We start from the raw sequence: 21,327 nt of genomic DNA, 5'->3' as shown, positions 1-21,327 counted from the left end.
CACCGCGACGCGTGCCGGGATTCGAGGTGACCCGGTGGCTCGTGCCGGATCGTGGCGGCGTGGCGTGGTTCGTGCCGGGGTGCGGCGGCTCGGACCGGGTGGGTGTCGCGCGATCGGAGCCGCAGCGGGGGAGTCGGGCGGGTGTGGCGCGCGATAGGGGCCGGGACGACTCGGCGGGGCGTTCCCGGGGAACGCCCCTTCCGGGGTCGCGGCGGTTCCGGCATTTCGTGGGCGGAATGTCCGGACCTTTTGTCCGGACATTTCCGCGAATGGGCGGCGGGCCGTCCCGTCACGTGCCGGCGGGTTCGCTCTCGTCCTGCTTCTTGTCGGCGGCCGCGGCCAGTTCGCGTTCCGCTTCGCGGTTGGCGAGGTACTGGCGGATGGAGTAGGCGAGCGCCGCCGCCCACAGGGCGTAGATGGCGATGTAGATCGGCGTGCGGACGCTGTCGGGGGCGTCGATCCAGTCGCTCTTGAGCAGGGTCCGGGTGTTGGTGAGGATGATCAGACCACCCACGGCCGAGCCGAGGACGCGCGGCGGGATGTGGCGGACGAGCCAGGCGGCGATCGGCGCGGCGATCACGCCGCCCAGCAGCAGGGCGAGCACCCAGGCGAAGTCCACGCCCTGGGAACCGAGGCCGAACAGGAAGCCGAGGCTCGCGGCGACGGCGACCAGGAACTCGCTGGTGTCGATCGAGCCGATGGTCTTGCGGGGCTCCAGGCGGCCGCTGGCGAGGATCGCCGGGGTGCCGACCGGACCCCAGCCACCGCCGCCGGTCGAGTCCACGAAGCCCGCGACCAGGCCGAGCGGGCCGAGGAACCGCTTGCGCAGCGGCTTGCCGAGGTTCTGCTTGGGCAGGCCGAACGTGGTGAAGCGGACCAGGATGTAGACGCCGAGCGCCAGCAGGACCAGCGACATGATCGGCGCGGCGACCTCGGTCGACAGGCTCGACAGGAACGTGGCGCCCGCGAAGGCGCCGACCGCGCCCGGCACGCCGATCTTGGCGACGACCTTCCAGTCGACGTTGCCGAAGCGCCAGTGGGCCAGGCCGGAGACCAGGGTGGTGCCGATCTCGGCGAGGTGCACGGTCGCGGACGCGGCAGCCGGGCTGGTGCCGATCGCCAGCAGGAGTGTCGTCGAGGTGACGCCGTAGGCCATGCCCAGGCTGCCATCCACCAGTTGGGCGCCCAGGCCCACAAGGGCAAGCAACACCAGTTGTCGCATCTCGCTGTCCGATCTCCGGGGTGGGGGATTCCCGAATCATCCGGGTCGGACACGTCTTCTCCAACAGCGTCCAAATATCGGGACGAAGGAAAGGAATCCGCGGAACCGACCGGACTCTTGAACACCTCCTGCGGTCCCGCGGCCACGTCGAATGCGCCGTTCGAGGCGACATGTCGTTTGCGGACCGAACAATTTCTGTCGGAGACCGACTCAATTCACGGAAAAAGGCTCGGGGACCGACATGACGACGCCGGCGTCCGGCGGGTGGCGGCCACGTGCCGCATCGGCCTGGTCCGGACGGCGGCCGTCGGCCGGTGATCGCCACCGGGAGAATCGGGGTGTGGGAAGGGGGACGGGGTGCCGCGCACGGAACGGCCGCTGGTCGTGGAGGACACGCCGGTGCTGAGGTTCGCCGGCGACCTGCGGCGGCTGCGGCGCGAGGCCGGGTCGCCGTCCTACCGGGAGCTGGGCCGCCTGGCGAACTACTCGCCCGCCGCGCTGTCCGAGGCGGCGGCCGGGCGCAGGCTGCCGAGCCTGGCCGTGACCAGGGCGTTCGTCCGCGCGTGCGGCGGGGACGTGGAGGAGTGGACCGCCCGCTGGCGCGAGCTGTCGGCCGAGGAGCCGCACGCCGGCGACGCGCCCTACGTCGGGCTGGCCGCGTACCAGGTGGCCGACGCCGACCGGTTCTTCGGCCGCGAGGCCGAGGTGGGCCGGCTGCTGGCGCTGGTGCGGGAACGGCCGTTCGTCGGGGTGTTCGGCCCGTCCGGCGCGGGCAAGTCGTCGTTGCTGCGGGCGGGGTTGGCCGCCCGGTGGGGTGAGCACATCGTCGTCACGCCCGGCCCGGACCCGATCACCGAGCTGGCCGCGGCGCTGGCCGGCGGGCGGTCCGCGGTCGACGTGCGGGCCGAGCTGGCCGCCGACCCCGAGCACCTGCGGGTGCTGCTGCGCCAGGCGGGCGACGACCTGCTGCTCGTGGTCGACCAGTTCGAGGAGGTCTTCACGCTCTGCGAGGAGACCGACCGCCGGTGGCTCGTCCGCGCGCTCACCCGCGCCGCCGGCGCGGCCCGCGTCGTCATCGGCGTGCGGGCCGACTTCTACGGGCACTGCGCCCGCCACCCCGAGCTGCTGGACGCGCTGCACCGCTCGCAGGCGCTCGTCGGGCCGATGAGCGCCGAACAGCTCCGCCGCGCGGTCGTCGAACCCGCGTCCCGGCGCGGGGCCTCGCTGGAGCACGCCCTGGTCGCGCGGCTGATCGCGGACGTCGCCGCCCAGCCGGGCGTGTTGCCGCTGGTGTCGCACGTGCTGGTCGAGACGTGGCGGCGACGGCGTGGCGCGGTGCTCACGCTGGCGGGGTACGAGGACGCGGGCGGCGTCGAGCACGCCCTGGCCCGCACCGCCGAACAGGTCTACGACGCGCTCGCCGAGCCGGACCGGGCGGCGGCGCGGCACGTGTTCCTGCGCCTGGTCGCCCCCGGCGACGGCACCGAGGACACCCGCCGCCGCGTCGCCCGCGCGGAACTCGACGCCGGCGACGCGCTGCTCGACCGGCTCGCCGCGGCCAGGCTGGTCACCGTCGACCGAGACACCGTCGAGCTGACCCACGAGGCGCTGCTGCGCGCGTGGCCGAGGCTGGTGGACTGGCTCGCCGAGGACCGCGACGCGCTGCGCGCCCACCGCAGGCTCACCCCGGCGGCCGACGCCTGGCGCGCCCACGACCGCGACCCCGACGCCCTGCTGCGGGGCGTCCACCTCGACCAGGCCCGCCGCCTGGCGCCGCGCCTCAACGAGGCCGAACGGGAGTTCGTCGAGGCGGGACTGGCCGCCGAACGCGAACGCGAGGCGTTGCGCAGACGGGGCGTGCGCCGGCTGCGGCGGCTCGTCGCCTGCCTCGCCGCGCTCGCCGTGCTGCTGGCCGCCACCGCCGCCTACGCGGTCACGGCCCAGCGCGCCGCCACCCGCGAGCGCAACCAGGCGCTGTCGCTGCGGGCCGCCGACGCCGCCCTGGACCTGCTGGCCCGACCGCGTGACGCGGCGGCGCTCGCGTTGGCCGCCTACCGCGTCGCCCCGACCGCCCAGGCACGTGACGCGCTGCTGCTGGCCCGTGCGGCGCGCACCGCCACCACGCCGGGCGAGCGATACGCGAAGGTGCCCGGAGCCCGCACCGTGACCCAGGTGTTCGACGCCGATTCCGAGCAGACGGTCTACCGCCTCTGGGACGACGGCCGGCCGGCGGCGCAGATCGGGCTGGGACGCGAGGGCTTCCTCGCCGCGTTCAGCGCGGACGAGCGCACCGCGCTCGCGGTCGTCGGCCGCGACGCGTTCGAGGTCTGGGACCTGGGCGACGTGCACGCCCCGCGGCGGACCGCGAGCATGGCGCAGTGGCCGTTCCCGCGCGGCATCGACGCGGCGGGCACCCTCCTCACCGCGGTGGAGGACGGCGTCGCGGTCCACTGGCGGCCCGGCGACCCCACCCGCACCCGCCTGCCCGGCGAGGGCGTCGAGGAGGCCGTGCCGCTGGCGGACGGCGCCGGCGTGGTGGTGGCGCGCCGCGACGGCGACCGGCGCGTGGTGGAGGTGCGGTCGTTGGACGGGCGCACCACCCCGGTCCTGGACCGGCCCGGCCGGGTGCTGCTCGTGCCGGGGCCGGGCGGCCTGCTCGCCGTCACCGACGTCGACCGGGACCACCTGACGGTGGTCGACGTGGCGGACGGGTCCCGGGCGCTGCTGGAGGCGGACGGCGTGTCGCGGGACGCGCTGGTGGAGTTCTCCGGCGACGGCCGGGCCGTCAGCGCGGCGCACGACGACGCGCTGTGGCTGTGGGACCTGACCGGCGGCCGCGAGCCGTTGTCGCTGCGCGTGCCGGGGGTGGAGTTCTCCGGGACGCGCTACGACCCGGCCAGTGCCGAACTGCTGCTGCTGACCTCGCGCGACGGCGCCTTGTGGCGGCTCTCGCCGGACGTCGACCGGGTGATCGGCGACGTGTGCGCCGACCCGGCCGACGTCGACTGGGCGGCGCACTTCCCCGACGTGCCGCGACAGCCGCTGTGCCCGTGACCCTGCGGTTTCCGGGCTGTCCGCCGTGCCCGTGGCTTCCGCGGGCTGCTCAACCCGTGACGGCGTCGGGCGGGGTGGACGCCCGACGCCGTCCGCGGGCCGTCAGCCGATCCGGTACGCCCGGATCACGGTCTGGCGCAGCGAGCCGCCCCGGTCGTCGCCGGCGTGCACGCGCAGCGACGCGAAGGCGCCCGGCAACGCCCGGTTGCCCACCAGCGCCGTGCGACCCAGCACCGGGAGGTCGGCCCAGCTCGCCCCGTCGTCGTAGGAGACCTCCACCCGGAAGTGGCGCAACGGCGGGTTGTCCACCCCGCGCTGCCGGTCCACCACGAGCGGCACGAGCAGGGGCCGGTTCGCGGGCGCGCTGCCCGTGGCGTCCAGCTCCGGGGTGAACCGCACGACCGACATCGGCAGCCGCCGTTCCCGGGTGGTCGTGGTCGAGCGGAACGTCCAGTCCACCTCGATGCGCGTGCTGAAGTCCGAGACCTCCGGGGCCCGCGTCACCTCGGTGCGCACCCGGAACACCCCCGGCCCCGGCGGCACCGCGAACACCCCGTGCCCGTTGTTGTCGTTCTCGCCCACCAGCTGCCCGTCGCGGTACAGCGCGGTCCGCGCGGACGTGGTCAGCGAGTACCCCTCGTTGCCCTCCCGGTCGCCGAACAGCGACAGCGACAGCGCCACCTCGTTCCCGGCGCGGGTCAGGTTCGGGTAGCCGCGGGTGTACATGACCGGGCCGATCACGGGAGCGCCGAAGGACCGGTCGTAGGTCCGGCCCGCGCCGTACCGCTCCTCGTTGCCGCTCATCAGACCTCCGTCGTCGATGTAGGCCGTCTCCCAGGTGGTGTCCGGTGTCGTGAACCTGGTCGTGGGCGACGAGGTGACCTCGGTCAGGAACCCGGGGCTCAGCGCGCCCGACGGCGCGACGACGTCGCCGAACAGCAACCGGGGTCCGCCCTGCTGCTTCAGCGCGGGTCCGATCGTGGTCCGCACCACCGCGAGGTCGGCCGGGCGCGGCTTCCGGACGAACCCGTCGGGCACCCGGCCCTGCTCGGTCCAGCCGAGCCAGTAGGGCCCGGACGGGCTCGCGTACTCGGCGGTCACGAACACGTCCAGCCCGTCGGGCAGCGCCGGTCCCGCGTGGCCGACCCGCGTCCCCGCCGGGAAGCGCCCGGGGTGGTACACGTCCACGCTCACGGTGTCGTCGCCGAGCCGGCGCTCGACCACCAGCCGGTGCGGGCCGGGCACCGCCGCCGGGTCGGGCGCGGCGACCTCCAGCGGCCCGGCCGAGCGGGCGTCGAAGACGACGTGCGTCGGGCCCTCGACCCGCAGGTCGGGCCGCGTGACGATGGTGTGCGGCCCGCCCTCCGGCCCCAGCAGGGCCTGCGCCAGGTAGTCGCCCTTGGGCAGCCGCACGGACCCGCCCCGCACGTAGGTGTGCGCGCCGGTGGCCAGGTTCACCAGGGTGGTGAACCGCCGGTCCCCGTTCGCGCCGGGGTGGTCGAGGGTGACCGGGTGACTCTCGACCTCGCGGTTCAGCCCGACCGGCGTCCGCAGCACCTCCGTGCCGGCCGCGGTGGCCACGACGGTGGCCGACTGCGGTCCGTCCGCGGTCGCCTGCCGGGGGTCGCCGGTGACCGCGACCTCGGCGACGCCGCCCGCCGGGACGGTGACCCTCGCCGGGGAGACCGAGAACACCGGCCCCGTGACCCGCACGTCGAGCGTGACCGGCTCCGCGCCGTCGTTGCGGTAGCGCAGGGGTTTCGTGGCGGGCACGTCGTCGTCGTGCGGCCACTCGTGCCGGCCGAGGACCACGGACGTCGGCTCGCTGGTGAGGGTGGCGGACAGCGCGGCGGCGATGTCCAGGCGGCCCGAGCCCTGCTCGTGGACGCCCAGCGCCGGGTTCGGCCGGGCCGAGGCGGTCAGCGCCGCCTTGAGCCGCGTGCCGCTCCAGTCGGGGTGCCGCTGCGCCAGCAGGGCCGCCGCGCCCGCGACGTGCGGCGAGGCCATCGACGTGCCGGACAGCGCCATGTGCTGCTCACCGACCGGCATGCCGAGGGGCGCGCCGCCGGCGGCCCTGGCCGCGACGATGTCCACGCCCGGGGCGGTGAGGTCGGGCTTGATCGCGCCGTCGGCGACCCGCGGGCCGCGGGCGGAGAACACCGCGAGCGAGTCGTCGCGGTCCACCGCGCCGACGGTCAGCGCGGCGTCGGCCGTGCCGGGGGAGAGGACGGTGCCGGCCGGCTCTTCGCCGGTGTTGCCCGCGGAGACGACGAACAGCGTGCCGTGGCTCGCGGACAGCGCGTCCACGGCCGCCTCCACCGGGTCCACCTCGTCGCCGGCCGGGAGGCCGAGGCTGATGTTCACCACCTTCGCGCCCTGCTCCGCGGCCCAGCGCATCCCCTCGATGATCGCGGATTCCGGGCAGGAGCCGAGGCTGTCGCACACCTTCGCGTCGAGCAGCCGGGCGTCCGGCGCGACTCCCCGGTAGGGCGCGCGGTGGCTCGCGATCGTGGCGGCGACGTGCGTGCCGTGGCCGTAGTGGTCGATCCCGTCCTGCTCGTGGGTGAAGTCGCGGCCCGCGACCTCCCGCCCGGCCAGGTCGGGGTGGTCGCCGTCCACGCCCGTGTCGACCACGGCGACCGTCACGCCCGCGCCGGTCAGCCCCGCCGCCCACGCCGTCGGTGCGCCGACCTGGGCCGTGCTGCGGTCCAGCAGCGGGCGCGCCACCCCGTCCAGCCAGACCTTGCCGTCGCCCCCGGGCAGGTCCGGCCACCCGGTCGCCTTCGGCACCTCGGCGGCCACCGCGTCCACGGCGGGCAGCGCGTCGGCCACCCGCGCGCCCGACGGCGGGCGGCGTCCGGAGACGATCACCGGCACGGTGTCGCGCCGCGCGTCGTCGTACCCGGCCTCGACCAGCCCGGTGACGTCGAACAGCCGCCGGTCCACGCGGCCCTCGGCCAGCGCGGCGGTCACGTCCGCGGGGACGACCCGGACCCGTCCGGCGTGCCTGGTGACCTGGAACGAGATGTGCTCGCGGTGCGGGCCCGGGGTGATCGAGGCGACGCGGTCGCGGTCGAGGACGACGCGGTCCCCGGTCACGAGCGTGACGGTTTTCCGCTCGTGCGTTGTCGTCGTGCCTGCTGCTGTCGTGCCTGCTGCTGTCGTGCCTGCTGCTGTCGTGCCTGCTGCTGTCGTGCCTGCTGCTGTCGTGCCTGCTGCTGTCGTGCGCGGTGTCGTCGTGGCCGGTGTCGTCGTCGGGTCTGGTGTTCCGCCCGGTGCGGCGTGGGCGGGTGCCGTCGCGGTCGCCAGCACGGCGGTCAGCGCCAGCGCCACTGCTCTTCGCGCCACTGGACCTCCTGGTGGTGGGGGAGAACCCGGGCCGCCGGCGGTGGACGCGGCCCGGGTTCGTCGTTCGGTGGCGAGTCAAGCGGCGCAGCGGGTGTTCAGGTTCGGACCGGGCGGGCTGAACAACGTGTTGTGAACACCGACCTGCGGGAACGCGCCGCGTGGCGGAGTCCGGGCGGGCGGCGGAGTTCGGGCGGGCGGTGGAATGGGGGCGGTGGCGGGATCGGGGCGGTGGCGGGATCCGGGTGGCGGTTCCTCCCGTGGTGCGGCGGCACGTGGAAGGCGCTTTCCGGCGTCGTGGAGCGGCGTGGTCGCCGTCACGCCGCCGCAGCCGTGACATGCCACCCGATCGAGCAGTTCACCCACCTGTTCGGGCGTTGTCCCGCTCCGCCGAACGCCCCCATCCTGTGTGCTGCCCGACCTGCTGACCCGACGACGCGCGGAGGTTTCGTGCCGGCCAACGACCTGCTCAAGGCGAAGATCAACCACGGGTTCGACCACCTGGACGTCGACGGCGACGGACTGCTCACCGAGCAGGACCACGTGCTGATGGGCGCGCGGGCCGCCAAGGCGCTCGGGCACGCGCCCGACTCGCCCGAGGAGCGGCGCATCCGCGACGCCTACCTGCGGATCTGGCACGAGCTGCACCTGCCCCGCATCCCCGGCGGCGGCACGTCCATCTCGCGCGAGCAGTTCCTGGCCTCCACCGGCGCGCTCGCCGACGACCCCGAGGCCGCCCGCGACAGCGTCGGCGCGCTCGCCGAGGCGTTCCTCGCCATCGCCGACACCGACGTGGACGGCCGCGTGAGCCCCGCCGAGTTCCTGGCGTTCCAGCGCGGCCACTTCCCCGACCTGACCGAGGAGGAGGCCGCCGAGGCGTTCGAGCACCTGGACACGGACGGCGACGGCCACCTCACCCCCGAGGAGTTCGTCAACGCCTGCGTGGAGTTCTGGTCCAGCACCGACCCGGACGCGCCGGGCAACTGGTGGATGGGCCGCCCCACGGCGTGACCCCGCGCAGCCGGACCACAACAGTGCCGCAACAGGGCTCGCGTATCCCTGTTCCCAGGAGGACGGCACGAGGGGGAACGGGAAGATGCGCAGGGTTCTACCAGGGGTGGTCGCCGCCGCGACGGCGCTGATGCCGGTGGCGGTGACCACCGCGACCGCGCGGGCCGCGTGCACGCCGGAGGTGGCCATCCACGACACGGGGCAGTACGAGGGCAGCCTGAACGCGGCCAACGCGCTGGTGTTCACCGTGGACGTGGCGCCGGGGTGCGGCGATCCGGGCACGGTGGCGTACCGGACCAAGGTCGTCGCCGAGGGGAAGGGCTGGGCCGCTCCGCCGGGCGACTACACGGCCGTGCAAGGCGTGCTCCAGGTGGGGCAGGGGCCGCTCGCCGTGGCGGTGCCGCTGGTGTCCGACCCGGACGCGGAAGGCGACGAGGTGGTCGTGGTCGAGCTGCACGACCCGCAGGGCGTCGCCATCGCCGGGGCCGGGATCGCCTACGGCACCGTGCTGGACGACGACTCCATGGGGATGTCGCTCGACGGCGGCAAGATCTGCTGGGAGCCGGAGGCCGTGGACATCCCGGTGGACATCACGGCCGCGCCCGAGGCGCCGGTGACGGTCGACTTCGAGGTGTTCGGCGGCACGGCGGTCGCCGGGGTGCACTACGCGCCGGTCCGGGGGACGCTGACGATCCCCGCGGGCGCGCCGGGCGGCGTGATCCGGGTGCCGCTGCTGCCGGGCGCGGACCGCGAGCCGGACCGGTACTTCCTGGTGCAGCTGTCGAACCCGTCGGCAGGGACGATCGGGGTCGGCCGGGCGGCGGTGACGGTGCGGCCCCCGGCCTGAGCGGTGGTCACGGCCTGATCGGTGGCGCCGGCCCCGACGACCGGCGGCCCGGCGGCGGAACGCACGAACCCGCCGCCGGGCCTGGACCTTCGAGGGTGCTGCGCGCCGGCCGGCGGGTCGTGGCCCGCTGCGCGCCGGGCCGCCGGTGGTCACCGCCTCCCGGTCGTCACGCGGTGAGCGCCGGGGCGTCCGGGACGGCGGTGGCCTGTTCGTCCAGCCGTGCCGCGATCCGCCGGTGGTGCGCGGCGGCGGCCGGGTCGCCCGACCGGTCCGCCAGGTCGGCGAGGTCGCGGTGGACGGTGGCCTCCTCGTGGTGGTCCGGCACGCGTTCCCGCACGGCCAGCGCGGCGCGCAGGTGCTCACGGGCGGCGTCGAGGTCGCCCGCGAGCAGCCGCGCGCGGCCGAGGTGGCGCAGCGCCGAGGACTCGCCGTGCCGGTCGCCCACCTCGCGGCTGATGGCCAGGGCCTGCTCGAACAGGGCCGGCGCGGTGGCGTGGCGCCCGCCGTCGAGGTGCGCGAGGCCGGTGTCGAGCAGCGTCTCCCACTCCAGCCAGCGGTCGCCGATGTCGCGGCTGATCGCCAGCGCGCGTTCGAAGTGCGCCAACGCCCGCTGCCGGTCCCCGATCCCCAGGTACGCCTCGCCGAGGGTGTCGAGCGTGCCGGCCTCCAGCCGGGCGTGGCCCAGCTCGCGCAGCCGGCCCAACGCCTCGTGCAGCGGCGTGAACGCCAGCTCGGGCCGGCCCATCCGCACGTAGGTGTGGCCGAGGTTGCGCTGGGCCAGCGCCCGCCCCAGGTCGTGCCCGGCCGCCGTGGTGTGCTCCACGGCCAGGTGGTGCGCGGCCACGGCCTGGTCGAACCGGCGCAGCTCGGCGTGCACGTTGGCGATGTTGTTGTAGATGTGCCCCTGCGCTTCCAGGTCGCCGAGGTCTTGGGCGACCGCCAGCGCGCGGGCGCCGGCGGCCAGCGCCTCGGGGAGCCTGCGGGTCATGAAGTGGGCGACGCCGAGCGCCCGCAGCATCTCCGCCTCGGCCGCCCGGTCGCCGAGTTCGCCCGCGGCCGCCGCGCCGTGCCGGCACAGCTCGACGCGGTCGTGCCAGTGGCCGGTGGCGTCGTAGAACGCGGTCAGCAGCGCGGTGAGCTGCCAGGCCGCGGCGAGGTCGCCGCGGTCGCGGGCGTGCGCCACGACCGGGACCAGGTTGGGCCGCTCGGCCTCCAGGAACGCCAGCGCCGCCCGCCTGTCCGACGCGAACGCGGGCTCGGCCGGGACGTGCCGCAGCGTCGGGGTGACCTGGCTGCGGTCGGGGTCGATCAGCCGGCTCGCCCGGAACGCCGCCGCGAGGTACCAGTCGACCAGCCGCTCCGCGCCGTCGTGGCCGGGTTCGTCGGCGCGCACCCGGTCGCGGGCGTACTCCCGGACCAGGTCGTGGAACCGGTGGCGGCCGTGGGCCGCGGGCAGGACCAGGTGCGAGGCGGCCAGCTCGGCCACGGCCCGCCGACCGGCCGCGCCGGGCAGGCCGCACACGGCCGCCGCGAGGTCGCCGCCGAACGTCGGCCCGGGGTGCAGGCCGAGCCCGCGGAACACCCGCGCCACCGCCGCGGGCAACGGCCGGTAGGCGCTGCCCAGCACGGTCCGCACGGTACGGGAGTCGCCCACGACCGCCAGCCCGTCCAGCCGTGCCGAGTCGGTCAGCTCGGCGGCGAACGCGGCCACCGCGCCGGCGGGCCGGCCGACCAACCGGGCGGCGGCGATGCGCAGGGCCAGCGGCATCCCGCCGCACAACCGGGCCAGCTCGGCCGCGGCGGCGGGCTCGCGGGCCACCCGGTCGTCCCCGATCACGCTGCCGAGCAGGCCGACCGCGTGGTCCTCGCGCAACGCCGGCACGCCGACGAACCGGGCGGCGTGCCGGGTGGCCAGCGCGGCCAGGTCCTGCCTGCTGGTGAGCAGCAGCAGGCTGCCGGGTCCGGGCGGCACGAACCGCAGCACGTCGTCCACGCCGGCCACGTCGTCCAGCAGCACCAGGTACCGCTTGCCGTGCAGCAGCGACCGGTACAGCGCGGCCTGCTCGTCGGGCTCGCCGGGGATCCGGTCGTCGGGCACGTCCAGCGCCCGCAGCAGGTGCGTGAACACGTCGCGCTCGGGCAGGCGCAGCTTCGGGTCGTGCCCGCGCAGGTCCAGGTGGAGCTGCCCGTCGGGGAACCGGTCGGCGACGCGGTGCGCCCACTCGACGGCCAGCGACGTCTTGCCCATGCCCGCGGTCCCGGAGACGACCGCGACCGGGAACCCGTCGCGTGCGTCGGGCGGCGCGAGCACCCGGTCCAGCTCGGCCAGCTCCGCGTCGCGGCCGGTGAAGTGGCCGACCCGCGCGGGCAGCTGGCGCGGCGGCACGGCGGCCACGGGTGGGGGCGGGGGCGCGTCCAGCACGGGTTCGCGGCGCAGGATGGCGGTGTGCAGGGCGACCAGCTCCGGCCCGGGGTCGACGCCGAACTCGTCGGCCAGGGTGCGGCGCAGGCGGGCGAACGCGTCCAGCGCGTCGGTGTGCCGCCCGCAGCGGTGCAGCGCGAGCATGTGCAGCCGGACCAGGCGTTCGGTCGTGGGGTGGCGGGCGAGCAGGCGTGGCAGCTCCAGCACGGCGGCCTCGTGGCCGCCCGCGCGGATCTCGGCCTCCCACAGGTCCGCCACGGCGGACAGCCGCAACGCGTGCAGGCGCTCGACCTCGTGCTCGCCCCACGCGTTCGGGTCGGTGCCCGCGAACGCGTCACCCCGCCACAGGCCGACCGCCTCGCGCAGCGCCGCCACCGCCCGGTCCACCGCGCCGCCCGCCAGCGCCGCCCGGCCGGTCGACGCCAGCCGCTCGAACCGGTGCGCGTCCACGTGCTCGCGCGGCACCTCCAGGGCGTAGCCGGGGTTGCGCGTGGCCAGCGCCTCGGGCACGCCGCACGCGGCCAGCGCCTGGCGGATGCGCGCGACGTGGCTGTGCAGGGTGCGCAACGCGGTGCGCGGCGGGTCCTCGCCCCACAGCACGTCCACCAGCCGTGACGCGGACAGCACTTCGCCGGCGTGCAGGGCGAGCACCCCCAGCACCACCCGCTGCCGGCCGCCGGCCAGTGCCGCGGCGCCCCCGGAACCGTGCGCGCAGACCGGACCCAGTACCCGGAGGTCGGACCGGGCCGGCGTCACAACCGCGCCACAACCGCAGGACAACGACACCTCCGTAGACCTGTCGGCGACGGGCGGACAGGGATCGCCCGGCAACCGAGGGGAGAGCTGTGATGAGTGCACACCTGCGTAGTCGTCCGAACCGGACATGGCGCTACGCGCTGCCCGCCGTCCTGGTGACCGCCGCCGTGGCCGCGACGCTCGTGCCGGGCCAGGCCGCGGCCGCGACGGTCGAGGAGGACCAGGACTTCGCGCCGGTCACCGCGGTGGACCCGACCCGCACCGACCCGGAGGTGCTGGCCGTCACCGCCGCCGCGGCGGACGCCCTGGAGTACTCCACCGCCGTCGTGGCGGCCGACCCGACCAGGGCGTACCCGGAGGGCACGGTCGAGGCCACGCTGCGGGCCGGGCTGCTGACCCTGCCGCCGGAGGCGCTGCGCGAGGCGACCGAGTCGGCGCAGGCGCTGGTGACCGCCGACGTCGTGACCAGGGTGGCCGAGTTCGGCCAGTACGGGCGCAACGACTGGACGACGCACGCCCGACTGGGGTTCGCGGGCGTGTTCCGGGCCGAGACCGTGCCGGTGGACCGGGCGGCCCTGACCGCCCGGCTGACCGAGCAGGCCGACCGGTTGGCGGCCGAGGGGCGGGAGGCCGAGGGCAAGGTCGCCGAGGAGGCGCGCCGCCTGGGCGTGGACCCGGCGGGCATCAAGCGGGTCAAGGCGCTCGCCCTGGACATCTCGTCGGTGAAGTGCGTCCACGAGACGTGGGACGGGTCGGCCGACGACGAGATCTCGATGGGCGGCGTCACCGTCGGGTCGGACGGGGTGACCACCAAGATCGGCCCGTTCAAGGTGCACGACGACATGGACACCGGCGACATCGTCGTCTACGACAACGGCGGCCGGCGGTTCTCCACGCTGGACATGACCCAGCCCGGCGTGTGGCCGCGGGTCTACGGGCACAGCGTGTTCCTCGCCGAGCGGGACCCGTTCGGCGGGTTCTCCGACGCGCTCACCAAGGCGTGGGCGCAGGTCAAGGAGTACGTCCAGGCCGCGATCGCGGTGCTGGTCGGCGGGGTGCTCTCGCCCTACCTGGGCCCCGCCATCGCCGCCGCGCTCGGCAAGGCCGTCGCGTGGCTGGTGACCGTCTTCATCGGCTGGCTGCTCAAGCTCATCAAGGACGACGTCTTCGCGCCGCAGCACGTGAACGTCAAGCTGCCCTCCAACGCCGCGTTCTTCTACGAGAACCCGGTCCACCTGGGGTGGACGGACTACCGCTCGCCGACCATGTCCGCCTGGTACAAGGGGCACGGCGGCGGCAACTACCGGGTCAACGCGCACCTGGAAGTCATCCCCTGACCGACGACCACGGGCCGGGCTCCGCACGGGGCCCGGCCGACCAGGGCGAGGGTGCCGCGGGCGGTGGGCGGGCTGGACTACGCGGCCAACGCCGACGCGCGGCCGGCCGGGCGGGTTTCGGCGCAGGGGCGGGGACGGTCCGGTGCGCGGCGCCCGACGAGGAGGGGCCGCGGCCGACGACGATCCGCGACCTGGGGCGGGTGCCGGTGGTCGGGGACCACCGGCACCCGCGGTCGGCGTCAGTCGGCGGGTTCGCCGGAGGGTGCGGGGAGGGTGGCCCCGAGGCGGACGGGGGTGCCGAAGTTGGGCGTGCCGTCCGGGTTCCAGGTGAACTTCTGGGCGCGGGTGGAGCGGTTCATGTCGCAGCCGCCGCCGGCGGAGTCGTTGGCGTGGTAGACGATCCAGTCCTCGGTGCCGTCGGGGGACTTGAAGAACCCGTTGTGGCCGGGGGCGTAGACGCCGTTGGCGTCGTTGCGCTGGAACACCGGGTTCGGCGACTTGGTCCAGTGCGCCCGGTTGAGCGGGTCGGTGCCGGTCAGGGTGAGCAGGCCCAGCTTGTAGTCGGGGCCCCAGCACGCGCTGGCCGAGTACACGATCATCGTGCGCCCGTTGTGGTACAGCGGCTCGGCGCCCTCGTTCACCGGCGCGGTCTGCCGCTCCCACGCCAGCGTCGGTTGGGAGATCGTGCGTCGCGCACCGCTGATGGTCCAGGGGTTGGACAGCGGGGTGATGGTCAGCGACTGGGTGCCGTCCATGGCGCTGCCCATCAGGTAGAGCCGGCCGTTGTGCTGGAGGATGCTGGGGTCCAGCTCCCACGTGCTGCCCAGGTCCGCCTTGAAGGTGTAGGGGCCCAGGGGATCGGCGCCGGCGGACTCCAGCACGTGCAGGCGTTGGGTGGGGTTGTAGTCCGGCACGTTCTGCCCGGCCACGTAGTACAGGTACCAGCGGCCGTTGATCAGGTGGAACTCCGGGGCCCACATGTTGCAGCACCCGTTGGGCCTGCCGGCCAGGTTGAACACCACCTGGTCGGCCGCGGTGGACAGGCCCGCGAGGGTGCGGGAGCGGCGCATGGTGATGGTGGAGTTCCAGGTGGTGGTGGCGAGGTAATAGTAGCCGTTGTGGTACTGCAGCCACGGGTCGGGGCCGTTGCGCTTGATCGGGTTGGCGAACGTCCCGGATCCCGCGCCGCCCAGCTTCACCAGCTGCCACTGCTGGTTGGCGCCGCCGGTGTCGGGCCACTGGATGACCTGCGCGCCGTCCGCGGTGGAGAAGTCCAGCACGTCCACCGCCTTGCCGCTCGCGCGGTTGAGCAATCGCACGAACCCGCCGTCGGAGTCGGCGAGCCGGAACTGCTGGCCGGTGCGGTTGGCGTCGGTGTTCTGCACCAGCCCGGCGCGGTCGGCGGTCGAGCCGAACTCCAGCACCTTGCCGCTGTGCCGCGACCTCAGCCGGTAGTACCCGCCGCCGGAGTCCACGAACTGCCACTGCTGCCACGCGCCGTCGTTGCGCGCCCACTGCACGATCGGCGCGCCGTCGTTGGTCGCCAGGTTGTAGACGTCCAACGCCTTGCCGCTGTTCCGGTTCACCAGCACGTAGGAAGCGCCGGTGTCCACCACGGCCGCGGAGGCCGCCGGTGGCACGGCCGAGGTGATCCCGCCGACGAGCGCGGCGGTGGCCATCAGGACGAGCGGGACGCGGCGTGGTGCCCGCGATCCCCTGGTGGTCGTCGTTGTCACGGTGCTCTCCCTGCGTCGTTGCACGGGGGTGGTCGTCAGTGGACGTACGCGCCGTTGGGGAAGGCGGTGCGGTCGGTCGAGGTCTTCGGCGAGATGCCGTTCCCGGTGTGCGCGACCAGGTAGCTGCCGTCCGGGCGCTTGACCACGCTGGGGTCGTGCACGCCGATGTCGCCGGTCACGCGACCGGGCGCGGGGTAGGCCGACGCGGGCGGCGTGATCGCGACCGTCACGGCGGCCGTCGTCAACAGGGCTCTGGCGAGTTTTCTCAGTGCAGCCACGGTGTCCTCTTCGATCGGTTGAGCGGAGCGGTGGCGGCGGCGTGGTGCGCTGTCCGGCCCGACGGGCGGGAGCGCTCCCGGAACGATACGAGCCGCGGATCCACGTGGGCAAGCCCGGATTGTTATCGCTAACAGGTGCGAGAGAGGTCGAATCGGTTCGACTCTGAATCGCTAACAACCGGCGTCATCAGGGACTATGGAGTTGCGCAACTTTCCCGGAGGCGCGCTGTGTCGATCATGATGTTATCGACAACATGAGACACCCCGGTGGTGGTTGAGCGCCTTGGTCGGCAGCGGGGATCGCCGACGGAGACGGCGGCGGGGCACGGGCGGGAGGTGGAGATCGAGCGCCCGCTCGACGTGGACCCGCGGGTGGTGGTCGCCGAGCCGAGCGCCCGGTTCGGTGTGGCGCAAGGGATCCGGTCGGCGTTGGGTGCAGGGGCGTCGTCGGGGTCGGGTGGCATCGCAAGGAAAGCGTCAGGTTCGCCGACGCCACGACGCGGCAGAATCGGGCCGGGCCGCGCAACGCCGTGCGGCCGCCATCGTCGGGGGAGGATCGGATGTCGCGGGCCGCGGGGAGGTCCGCGACGTCGTTCGGCGCGGTGCTGGGTCTGGTGGCCGGGCTCTGGCTCGTGATGGCGCCGTTCGCGCTGCGCTACCCGATGACCGGGGGTGACCTGGACCGGCAGTGGACGACCGTCCTGGCCGGCAGCGCGGTGCTGGTGTGCTCGCTGGTCCACGCCCTCGCGCCCCGGGAGACGCCGTGGCTGCCGCTGGTGCTGCTCGCGGTCGGCGCGTGGTTGGCCGTCACGCCGCAGGTGGAGGAGTACGCCGTGGCGCGTGCGGCGGCCAATGACACGATCACGGGCGCGGTCGTGGTGCTCGCGGCGGTGATCGCGGTGATCGGGACGGTGGTGGCACGCGCGCACCGTGACCGGACGTCCTGAGCGTTCGTCAACTCGAGTGAATCGTCGGGTGTTCGTCAGGTGTGATCCCGTCGCGGTGGGCCACGATGGGGTTCTCATGTTGTGCTCTGAGCGGCCGGTGACGCCGCACGTCCGCCGTCGACGCCACGTTCTGTCCGAAGTGGACGGAGGTCGTCCGCGGGGACGGCGCCGGCCCGAGCCGTCCGGGGTGGTGCGGTGAGCTTCTTCGACTTCGTCGCCGACCGGTGGCACCGCCTGGCGGTCGAGGCCCTGTTGCACGTCAGCGCCGTGGTGCAGTGCTCGCTGATGGCCGCGCTGCTCGGCGTGGCGATCGGGGTCGCGGTGTACCGCAGCCCGCTCGGGTCGGCCGCCGCCACGGCGTTGACCGGCGCGGTGCTCACGATCCCGTCGTTCGCACTGCTCGGCCTGCTGATCCCGGTGCTGGGCCTGGGCGTGCAGCCGACCGTGGTCGCGCTGGTGCTGTACGGGCTGCTGCCCGTGGTGCGCAACACGATCGTCGGCCTCGGCGGCGTCGACCACGCGGTGCGCGACGCGGCGCGCGGCATCGGGATGAGCCGCGTGGGCGTGCTGGCCCGGGTCGAGCTGCGGCTCGCGTGGCCGGCGATCCTCGCCGGCGTCCGCGTCGCCACGCAGATGCTGATGGGCATCGCCGCGATCGCCGCCTACGCCCGGGGCCCCGGTCTCGGCGTGGAGATCTTCGCCGGGCTCACCAGGGCCGGCAGCGCGAACGCGACCAACCAGGCCGTCGCCGGGACGCTCGGCATCGTCGTCCTCGCGCTGGTCCTGGACGGGATCTTCGCGGTCATCGGCCGGTACACCGTCTCCAGGGGGATCCGTGGCCAGTGAGATCGAACTCGTCGAGGTGACCAAGCGCTACCCCGGCGTGGCGACGCCCGCCGTGGAGTCGGTCAGCCTGACCGTCCCGGCGGGGGAGACGGTGGTGCTCGTCGGTCCGTCGGGGTGCGGCAAGACCACCACCATGCGGATGATCAACCGGTTGATCGAGCCGACGTCCGGCCGGATCACGATCGACGGCCGCGACACCAGGTCGCTCGACCCGGACCGGCTGCGCCGCGGCATCGGGTACGCCATCCAGCAGGCCGGGCTGTTCCCGCACCTGACGGTCGGCCAGAACGTCGGCGCGGTGCCGCGCCTGCTGGGCTGGAGCCGCACCAGGGTCGCCGAGCGGGTGGACGGGATGCTCGACCTGGTCGGGCTCGACCCGGCCGCGTTCCGCGACCGCTACCCGCGACAGCTCTCCGGCGGCCAGCAGCAGCGCGTCGGCGTCGCCCGCGCCCTGGCCGCCGACCCTCCGGTGCTGCTGATGGACGAGCCGTTCGGCGCGGTGGACCCCATCACGCGCGGCAACCTGCAGGACGAGCTGCTGCGGCTGCAGGCGGAGCTGCGCAAGACGATCGTGTTCGTCACGCACGACTTCGACGAGGCGGTGAAGGTCGGCGACCGGATCGCCGTGCTGGGACCGCGGTCGGCGGTGCTCCAGTACGACACACCCGAGGCGATCCTGGCCAACCCGGCGGACGAGACGGTCGCCGGGTTCGTCGGCGCGGGCGCGTCGCTCAAGCAGCTCCGGCTGCGCCGGGTCCGCGAGGTGGAGCTGGGCCGGGCGTTGACCGCGTCGGTGGACGACGAGCCGGCCGAGGTCGGCCGCCGGCTGGCGGAGGCCGGCCGGGCGCACGCGCTGCTGCTGGACGCCCGCGAGCGGCCGGTGAGCTGGGTGCGCGCGGCCGACCCGAGGCAGCGGCGGCCCGTCGGCGACTCCGTGACGCTCCAGTCGACGCTCCAGGACGCCCTGGAGGCCATCCTCACCGAGGGCGGCACGGCCGTCGTCACGGGCGCGCGTGGCGAGTACGTCGGCGTGGTGGAGATGGACGCGGTGATCGACACCGTGCGGAAGCTGCGCGACGACCGCGCGGAGGTGACCCGGTGACCCGCGCGGCCGGCTCGCGGTCCGAGCGGTTCCGCCTGTGGGCGCAGCCGGTCGCCGTCGTCGTGCTCGTGGGCGGGGTGCTCGCCTGGGCGTTCACCCGCGACCTCGACTCGATCGAGCGGCAGAGCCTCACCGTGCCCGCACTCGCGTCGGCGACCTGGGACCACCTGGTGATCAGCCTCGTGGTGACCGCGCTGGTGCTGGTGGTGGCGGTGCCGCTGGGCGTCGTGCTCACCCGGCGGTGGGCCCGCCGTGCGGCCCCGGTGTTCCTCGCCGTCGCCACGATCGGCCAGGCGTCGCCCGCGATCGGGATCCTGGTGCTGTTCTTCCTGGTGTCCGGCCTGGAAGGGCTGTGGGCGGCGGTGCTGCCGATCGCGTTCTACACGCTGCTGCCGGTGCTGCGGAACACGGTGGTGGGCCTGCGGGGCGTCGACCCGGCCCTGGTGGACGCGGGGCGGGGCATCGGCATGTCCGCGGGCGCGGTGCTGCGCCGGATCGAGCTGCCGCTGGCCGTGCCGCTGATCCTGGCCGGGGCGCGGACCGCCCTGGTGCACGCGGTCGGCGTCGCCACCCTCGCGGTGTTCGTCAACGGCGGCGGCCTGGGTCTGCTGATCGACACCGGCTACAAGCTCGCGCGCCTGCCCGTGCTGGTCACGGGCGCGGTGCTGGCGGTCGGCCTGGCGCTGCTGGTGGACTGGCTCGGCGCGGTGGCCGAGATGTGCCTCGGGCCGAAGGGGCTGCGGTGAACCGGCGGGCGGCGGTGCTCGTGGCGGCGGCCGTGCTGGCGTCGGGCTGCGGGTTGGAATCGTCCTTCGCGCTGCCGTTCCAGGTGGGGCCCGGTTCGATCCGCCCGGTGCCGGAGCTGGCCGGCGTGGAGATCGCGGTGGGCTCCAAGGACTTCACCGAGAACCAGGTGCTCGGCTACGTCGCCGAGGTCGCGCTGGCCGCTGCGGGCGCGGAGGTGCGCGACATGACCAACATCCAGGGCTCCAACAGCTCGCGGCAGGCGTTGCTGTCCGGTGACATCGACCTGTCGTGGGACTACACCGGCACCGGGTGGATCAGCTACCTGGGCAACACCGAGCCGATCCCGGACGAGCGCGCCCAGTTCGAGGCGGTGCGCGACGCCGACCTGGCCCGCAACGGCCTGCGCTGGCTGGAGCACTCGGCGGTCGACAACACCTACGCGTTCGCCGTCACCGGGGCCTACGCCCGCGAGCACGGCCTGCGGACCACGTCGGACATGGTGGCGTTGATCCGGCAGGACCCGGCGCAGGGCGTGTTCTGCCTGGAGACCGAGTTCGCCGGCCGGGACGACGGGTTCCCCGGCGTGGCCGCCGCCTACGGCTTCGACCCCCGTGCGACGCAGGTCAAGACGTTCGGCATCGGCACGATCTACACCGCGATCTCGACCGGGCTGTGCAACTTCGGCGAGGTGTTCACCACCGACGGGCGCATCCGTGCGCTGGACCTGGTGGTGCTGGAGGACGACCGGAACTTCTTCCCCCGGTACAACGCCGCCGTCGTGCTGCGGCAGGAGTTCCACGAGGCGCACCCGGAGGTGGCCCGCGTGCTGACCCCCGTCACCGCCGCGCTGGACAACGACACCATCCGCGCCCTCAACGCCGAGGTCGACGTCGACGGCCGCGATCCGGCCGCGGTCGCCCGCGACTGGATGGTCCGGGAGGGCTTCGTCACCGTGCCGTCCGGCTGAACGGCCCGGACCAGGGCGGTTCCCGGGTCGGGCGGCGGCGCGGTGCCGTGGGCTGCGGGCGCTCGGGCGTGGTGCCTCAGACCGCTCGGGCGCGGTGCGGCGGGCCGCTGCGCTCAAGCGTGGTGCTGCGGGTTGCCGCGCTCAAGCGTGGTGCTGCGGGTTGCCGCGCTCAAGCGTGGTGCTGTGGGTTGCCGCGTTCGCGTGTGGTGCTGTGGGTTGCCGCGTTCGCGTGTGGTGCTGTGGGCTGCCGCGCTCGGGCGTGGTGCCCCGGCCGCCCGCGCGAGGCCGCTACGTCGGCGGCACCAGCAGGGAGCGGGGTGGGGTGCCCCGTTCCGCGCCGACCACCTCGACGAGCGCTTCGAGAGCGCGGGCCAGCCAGGCGTCCAGGCGGGGCGCGGGCAGCCCGGCGGGACCCGTCATGCGGACGGTGACCGCGCTGCGGCCCGGTGCGACGCGCAGCACCTGGAGCGCGCCCACGTAGGTGGGCGCGGACCGGCTGCCCCAGTCGATCCGCAGCTTGTCCCAGTCGACGGCGACGCGGCGCTCGACGACCTCCTCGCCCAGCCACAGCCGCACCAGGTGCGGGCCGTACCGCTCGACCTCCACGCCCGCCGGCAGCCAGGTCGACAGGTGCTCCACGTCGGTGACGACGTCGAACACCACCTCGGCGTCCGCCGGGACGGACGCGGTGCGCTCCGCGAACGCCATCC

Annotated in this window: 16 protein-coding genes; 10 read left to right on the top strand and 6 right to left on the bottom strand. The window is 74.8% G+C overall.

Annotated elements, in window-relative coordinates; genetic code table 11:
• Positions 1–289: 289 nt before the first annotated feature.
• Positions 290–1,210: a sulfite exporter TauE/SafE family protein gene (locus tag ACWEFJ_RS15960; protein ID WP_378086560.1), complete on the bottom strand. Its 921-nt coding sequence runs from the start codon at positions 1,208–1,210 to the stop codon at positions 290–292.
• 369 nt (positions 1,211–1,579) lie between these two features.
• Between ACWEFJ_RS15960 and ACWEFJ_RS15955 the strand changes: the two genes are divergently transcribed.
• On the top strand, positions 1,580–4,276 hold the full coding sequence (locus ACWEFJ_RS15955; RefSeq protein ID WP_449714143.1) for an nSTAND1 domain-containing NTPase: 2,697 nt from the start codon (positions 1,580–1,582) through the stop codon (positions 4,274–4,276).
• 102 nt (positions 4,277–4,378) lie between these two features.
• Here ACWEFJ_RS15955 and ACWEFJ_RS15950 read toward each other — a convergent pair whose 3' ends face one another.
• Positions 4,379–7,375 carry a S8 family serine peptidase gene (locus ACWEFJ_RS15950; protein WP_449714142.1) on the bottom strand — a complete coding sequence of 999 codons (2,997 nt, stop codon included), beginning with the start codon at positions 7,373–7,375 and terminating at the stop codon, positions 4,379–4,381.
• Between the two features lie 26 nt (positions 7,376–7,401).
• Between ACWEFJ_RS15950 and ACWEFJ_RS15945 the strand changes: the two genes are divergently transcribed.
• The 3 genes from ACWEFJ_RS15945 (at position 7,402) to ACWEFJ_RS15935 (ending at position 9,479) form a co-directional block, all read left to right on the top strand.
• Positions 7,402–7,743, top strand: coding sequence for a hypothetical protein (locus ACWEFJ_RS15945; protein WP_449714141.1), 342 nt, complete (start codon positions 7,402–7,404; stop codon positions 7,741–7,743).
• A 328-nt stretch (positions 7,744–8,071) separates the two neighbouring features.
• Positions 8,072–8,632: an EF-hand domain-containing protein gene (locus ACWEFJ_RS15940; protein WP_378086566.1), complete on the top strand. Its 561-nt coding sequence runs from the start codon at positions 8,072–8,074 to the stop codon at positions 8,630–8,632.
• An 85-nt stretch (positions 8,633–8,717) separates the two neighbouring features.
• Positions 8,718–9,479, top strand: a complete 762-nt coding sequence (locus ACWEFJ_RS15935; protein ID WP_378086568.1) for a Calx-beta domain-containing protein — start codon at positions 8,718–8,720, stop codon at positions 9,477–9,479.
• Positions 9,480–9,645: 166 nt separating this feature from the next.
• Here ACWEFJ_RS15935 and ACWEFJ_RS15930 read toward each other — a convergent pair whose 3' ends face one another.
• A complete protein-coding gene (locus ACWEFJ_RS15930; RefSeq protein WP_449714140.1) occupies positions 9,646–12,657 on the bottom strand; it encodes a BTAD domain-containing putative transcriptional regulator in 3,012 nt (1,003 codons plus the stop codon).
• A gap of 92 nt (positions 12,658–12,749) precedes the next feature.
• Between ACWEFJ_RS15930 and ACWEFJ_RS15925 the strand changes: the two genes are divergently transcribed.
• Positions 12,750–13,994 carry a hypothetical protein gene (locus tag ACWEFJ_RS15925; protein WP_449714139.1) on the top strand — a complete coding sequence of 415 codons (1,245 nt, stop codon included), beginning with the start codon at positions 12,750–12,752 and terminating at the stop codon, positions 13,992–13,994.
• A gap of 239 nt (positions 13,995–14,233) precedes the next feature.
• On the opposite strand, the gene ACWEFJ_RS15920 is transcribed toward ACWEFJ_RS15925, so the two are convergent.
• Positions 14,234–15,730, bottom strand: a complete 1,497-nt coding sequence (locus ACWEFJ_RS15920; protein WP_378086574.1) for a family 43 glycosylhydrolase — start codon at positions 15,728–15,730, stop codon at positions 14,234–14,236.
• A 35-nt stretch (positions 15,731–15,765) separates the two neighbouring features.
• Complete coding sequence (locus tag ACWEFJ_RS15915; RefSeq protein ID WP_449714138.1) at positions 15,766–16,008, bottom strand: hypothetical protein; 243 nt, start codon at positions 16,006–16,008, stop codon at positions 15,766–15,768.
• A gap of 560 nt (positions 16,009–16,568) precedes the next feature.
• On the opposite strand from ACWEFJ_RS15915, the gene ACWEFJ_RS15910 reads away from it, so the two are divergent.
• The 5 genes from ACWEFJ_RS15910 to ACWEFJ_RS15890 all read left to right on the top strand — a co-directional run bounded on the left by ACWEFJ_RS15910 (position 16,569) and on the right by ACWEFJ_RS15890 (position 20,617).
• Complete coding sequence (locus ACWEFJ_RS15910) at positions 16,569–16,955, top strand: SPW repeat domain-containing protein (protein ID WP_449714137.1); 387 nt, start codon at positions 16,569–16,571, stop codon at positions 16,953–16,955.
• 195 nt (positions 16,956–17,150) lie between these two features.
• The gene (locus tag ACWEFJ_RS15905; protein ID WP_449714136.1) at positions 17,151–17,801 is read left to right on the top strand and encodes an ABC transporter permease; all 651 of its coding nucleotides are present in this window, start codon (positions 17,151–17,153) and stop codon (positions 17,799–17,801) included.
• Positions 17,791–18,903, top strand: coding sequence for an ABC transporter ATP-binding protein (locus tag ACWEFJ_RS15900; RefSeq protein WP_449714135.1), 1,113 nt, complete (start codon positions 17,791–17,793; stop codon positions 18,901–18,903). The genes ACWEFJ_RS15905 and ACWEFJ_RS15900 overlap by 11 nt, the downstream gene beginning before the upstream one ends.
• Entirely contained in the window at positions 18,900–19,649 is a 750-nt protein-coding gene (locus tag ACWEFJ_RS15895) for an ABC transporter permease (RefSeq protein WP_449714134.1), read from the top strand. The genes ACWEFJ_RS15900 and ACWEFJ_RS15895 overlap by 4 nt, the downstream gene beginning before the upstream one ends.
• Positions 19,646–20,617, top strand: coding sequence for a glycine betaine ABC transporter substrate-binding protein (locus tag ACWEFJ_RS15890; protein ID WP_449714133.1), 972 nt, complete (start codon positions 19,646–19,648; stop codon positions 20,615–20,617). Before ACWEFJ_RS15895 ends, ACWEFJ_RS15890 begins: the two co-directional genes overlap by 4 nt.
• Positions 20,618–20,905: 288 nt before the next feature.
• Here the strand turns inward: ACWEFJ_RS15890 and ACWEFJ_RS15885 are convergent, their stop codons facing one another.
• A complete protein-coding gene (locus tag ACWEFJ_RS15885; protein ID WP_449714132.1) occupies positions 20,906–21,325 on the bottom strand; it encodes an SRPBCC family protein in 420 nt (139 codons plus the stop codon).
• Between the last annotated feature and the right edge of the window lie 2 nt (positions 21,326–21,327).

The sequence above is a fragment of the Actinosynnema sp. NPDC004786 genome, from assembly GCF_053601135.1.
This window is presented reverse-complemented; position numbering and strand designations above follow the sequence as displayed.

Coding starts and splice junctions, on each gene's coding strand:
- ACWEFJ_RS15925 (WP_449714139.1), top strand. CDS start 12,750: ATGAGTGCACACCTGCGTAGTCGTCCGAACCGGACATGGCGCTACGCG.
- ACWEFJ_RS15910 (WP_449714137.1), top strand. CDS start 16,569: ATGTCGCGGGCCGCGGGGAGGTCCGCGACGTCGTTCGGCGCGGTGCTG.
- ACWEFJ_RS15885 (WP_449714132.1), bottom strand. CDS start 21,325: ATGGCGTTCGCGGAGCGCACCGCGTCCGTCCCGGCGGACGCCGAGGTG.
- ACWEFJ_RS15935 (WP_378086568.1), top strand. CDS start 8,718: ATGCGCAGGGTTCTACCAGGGGTGGTCGCCGCCGCGACGGCGCTGATG.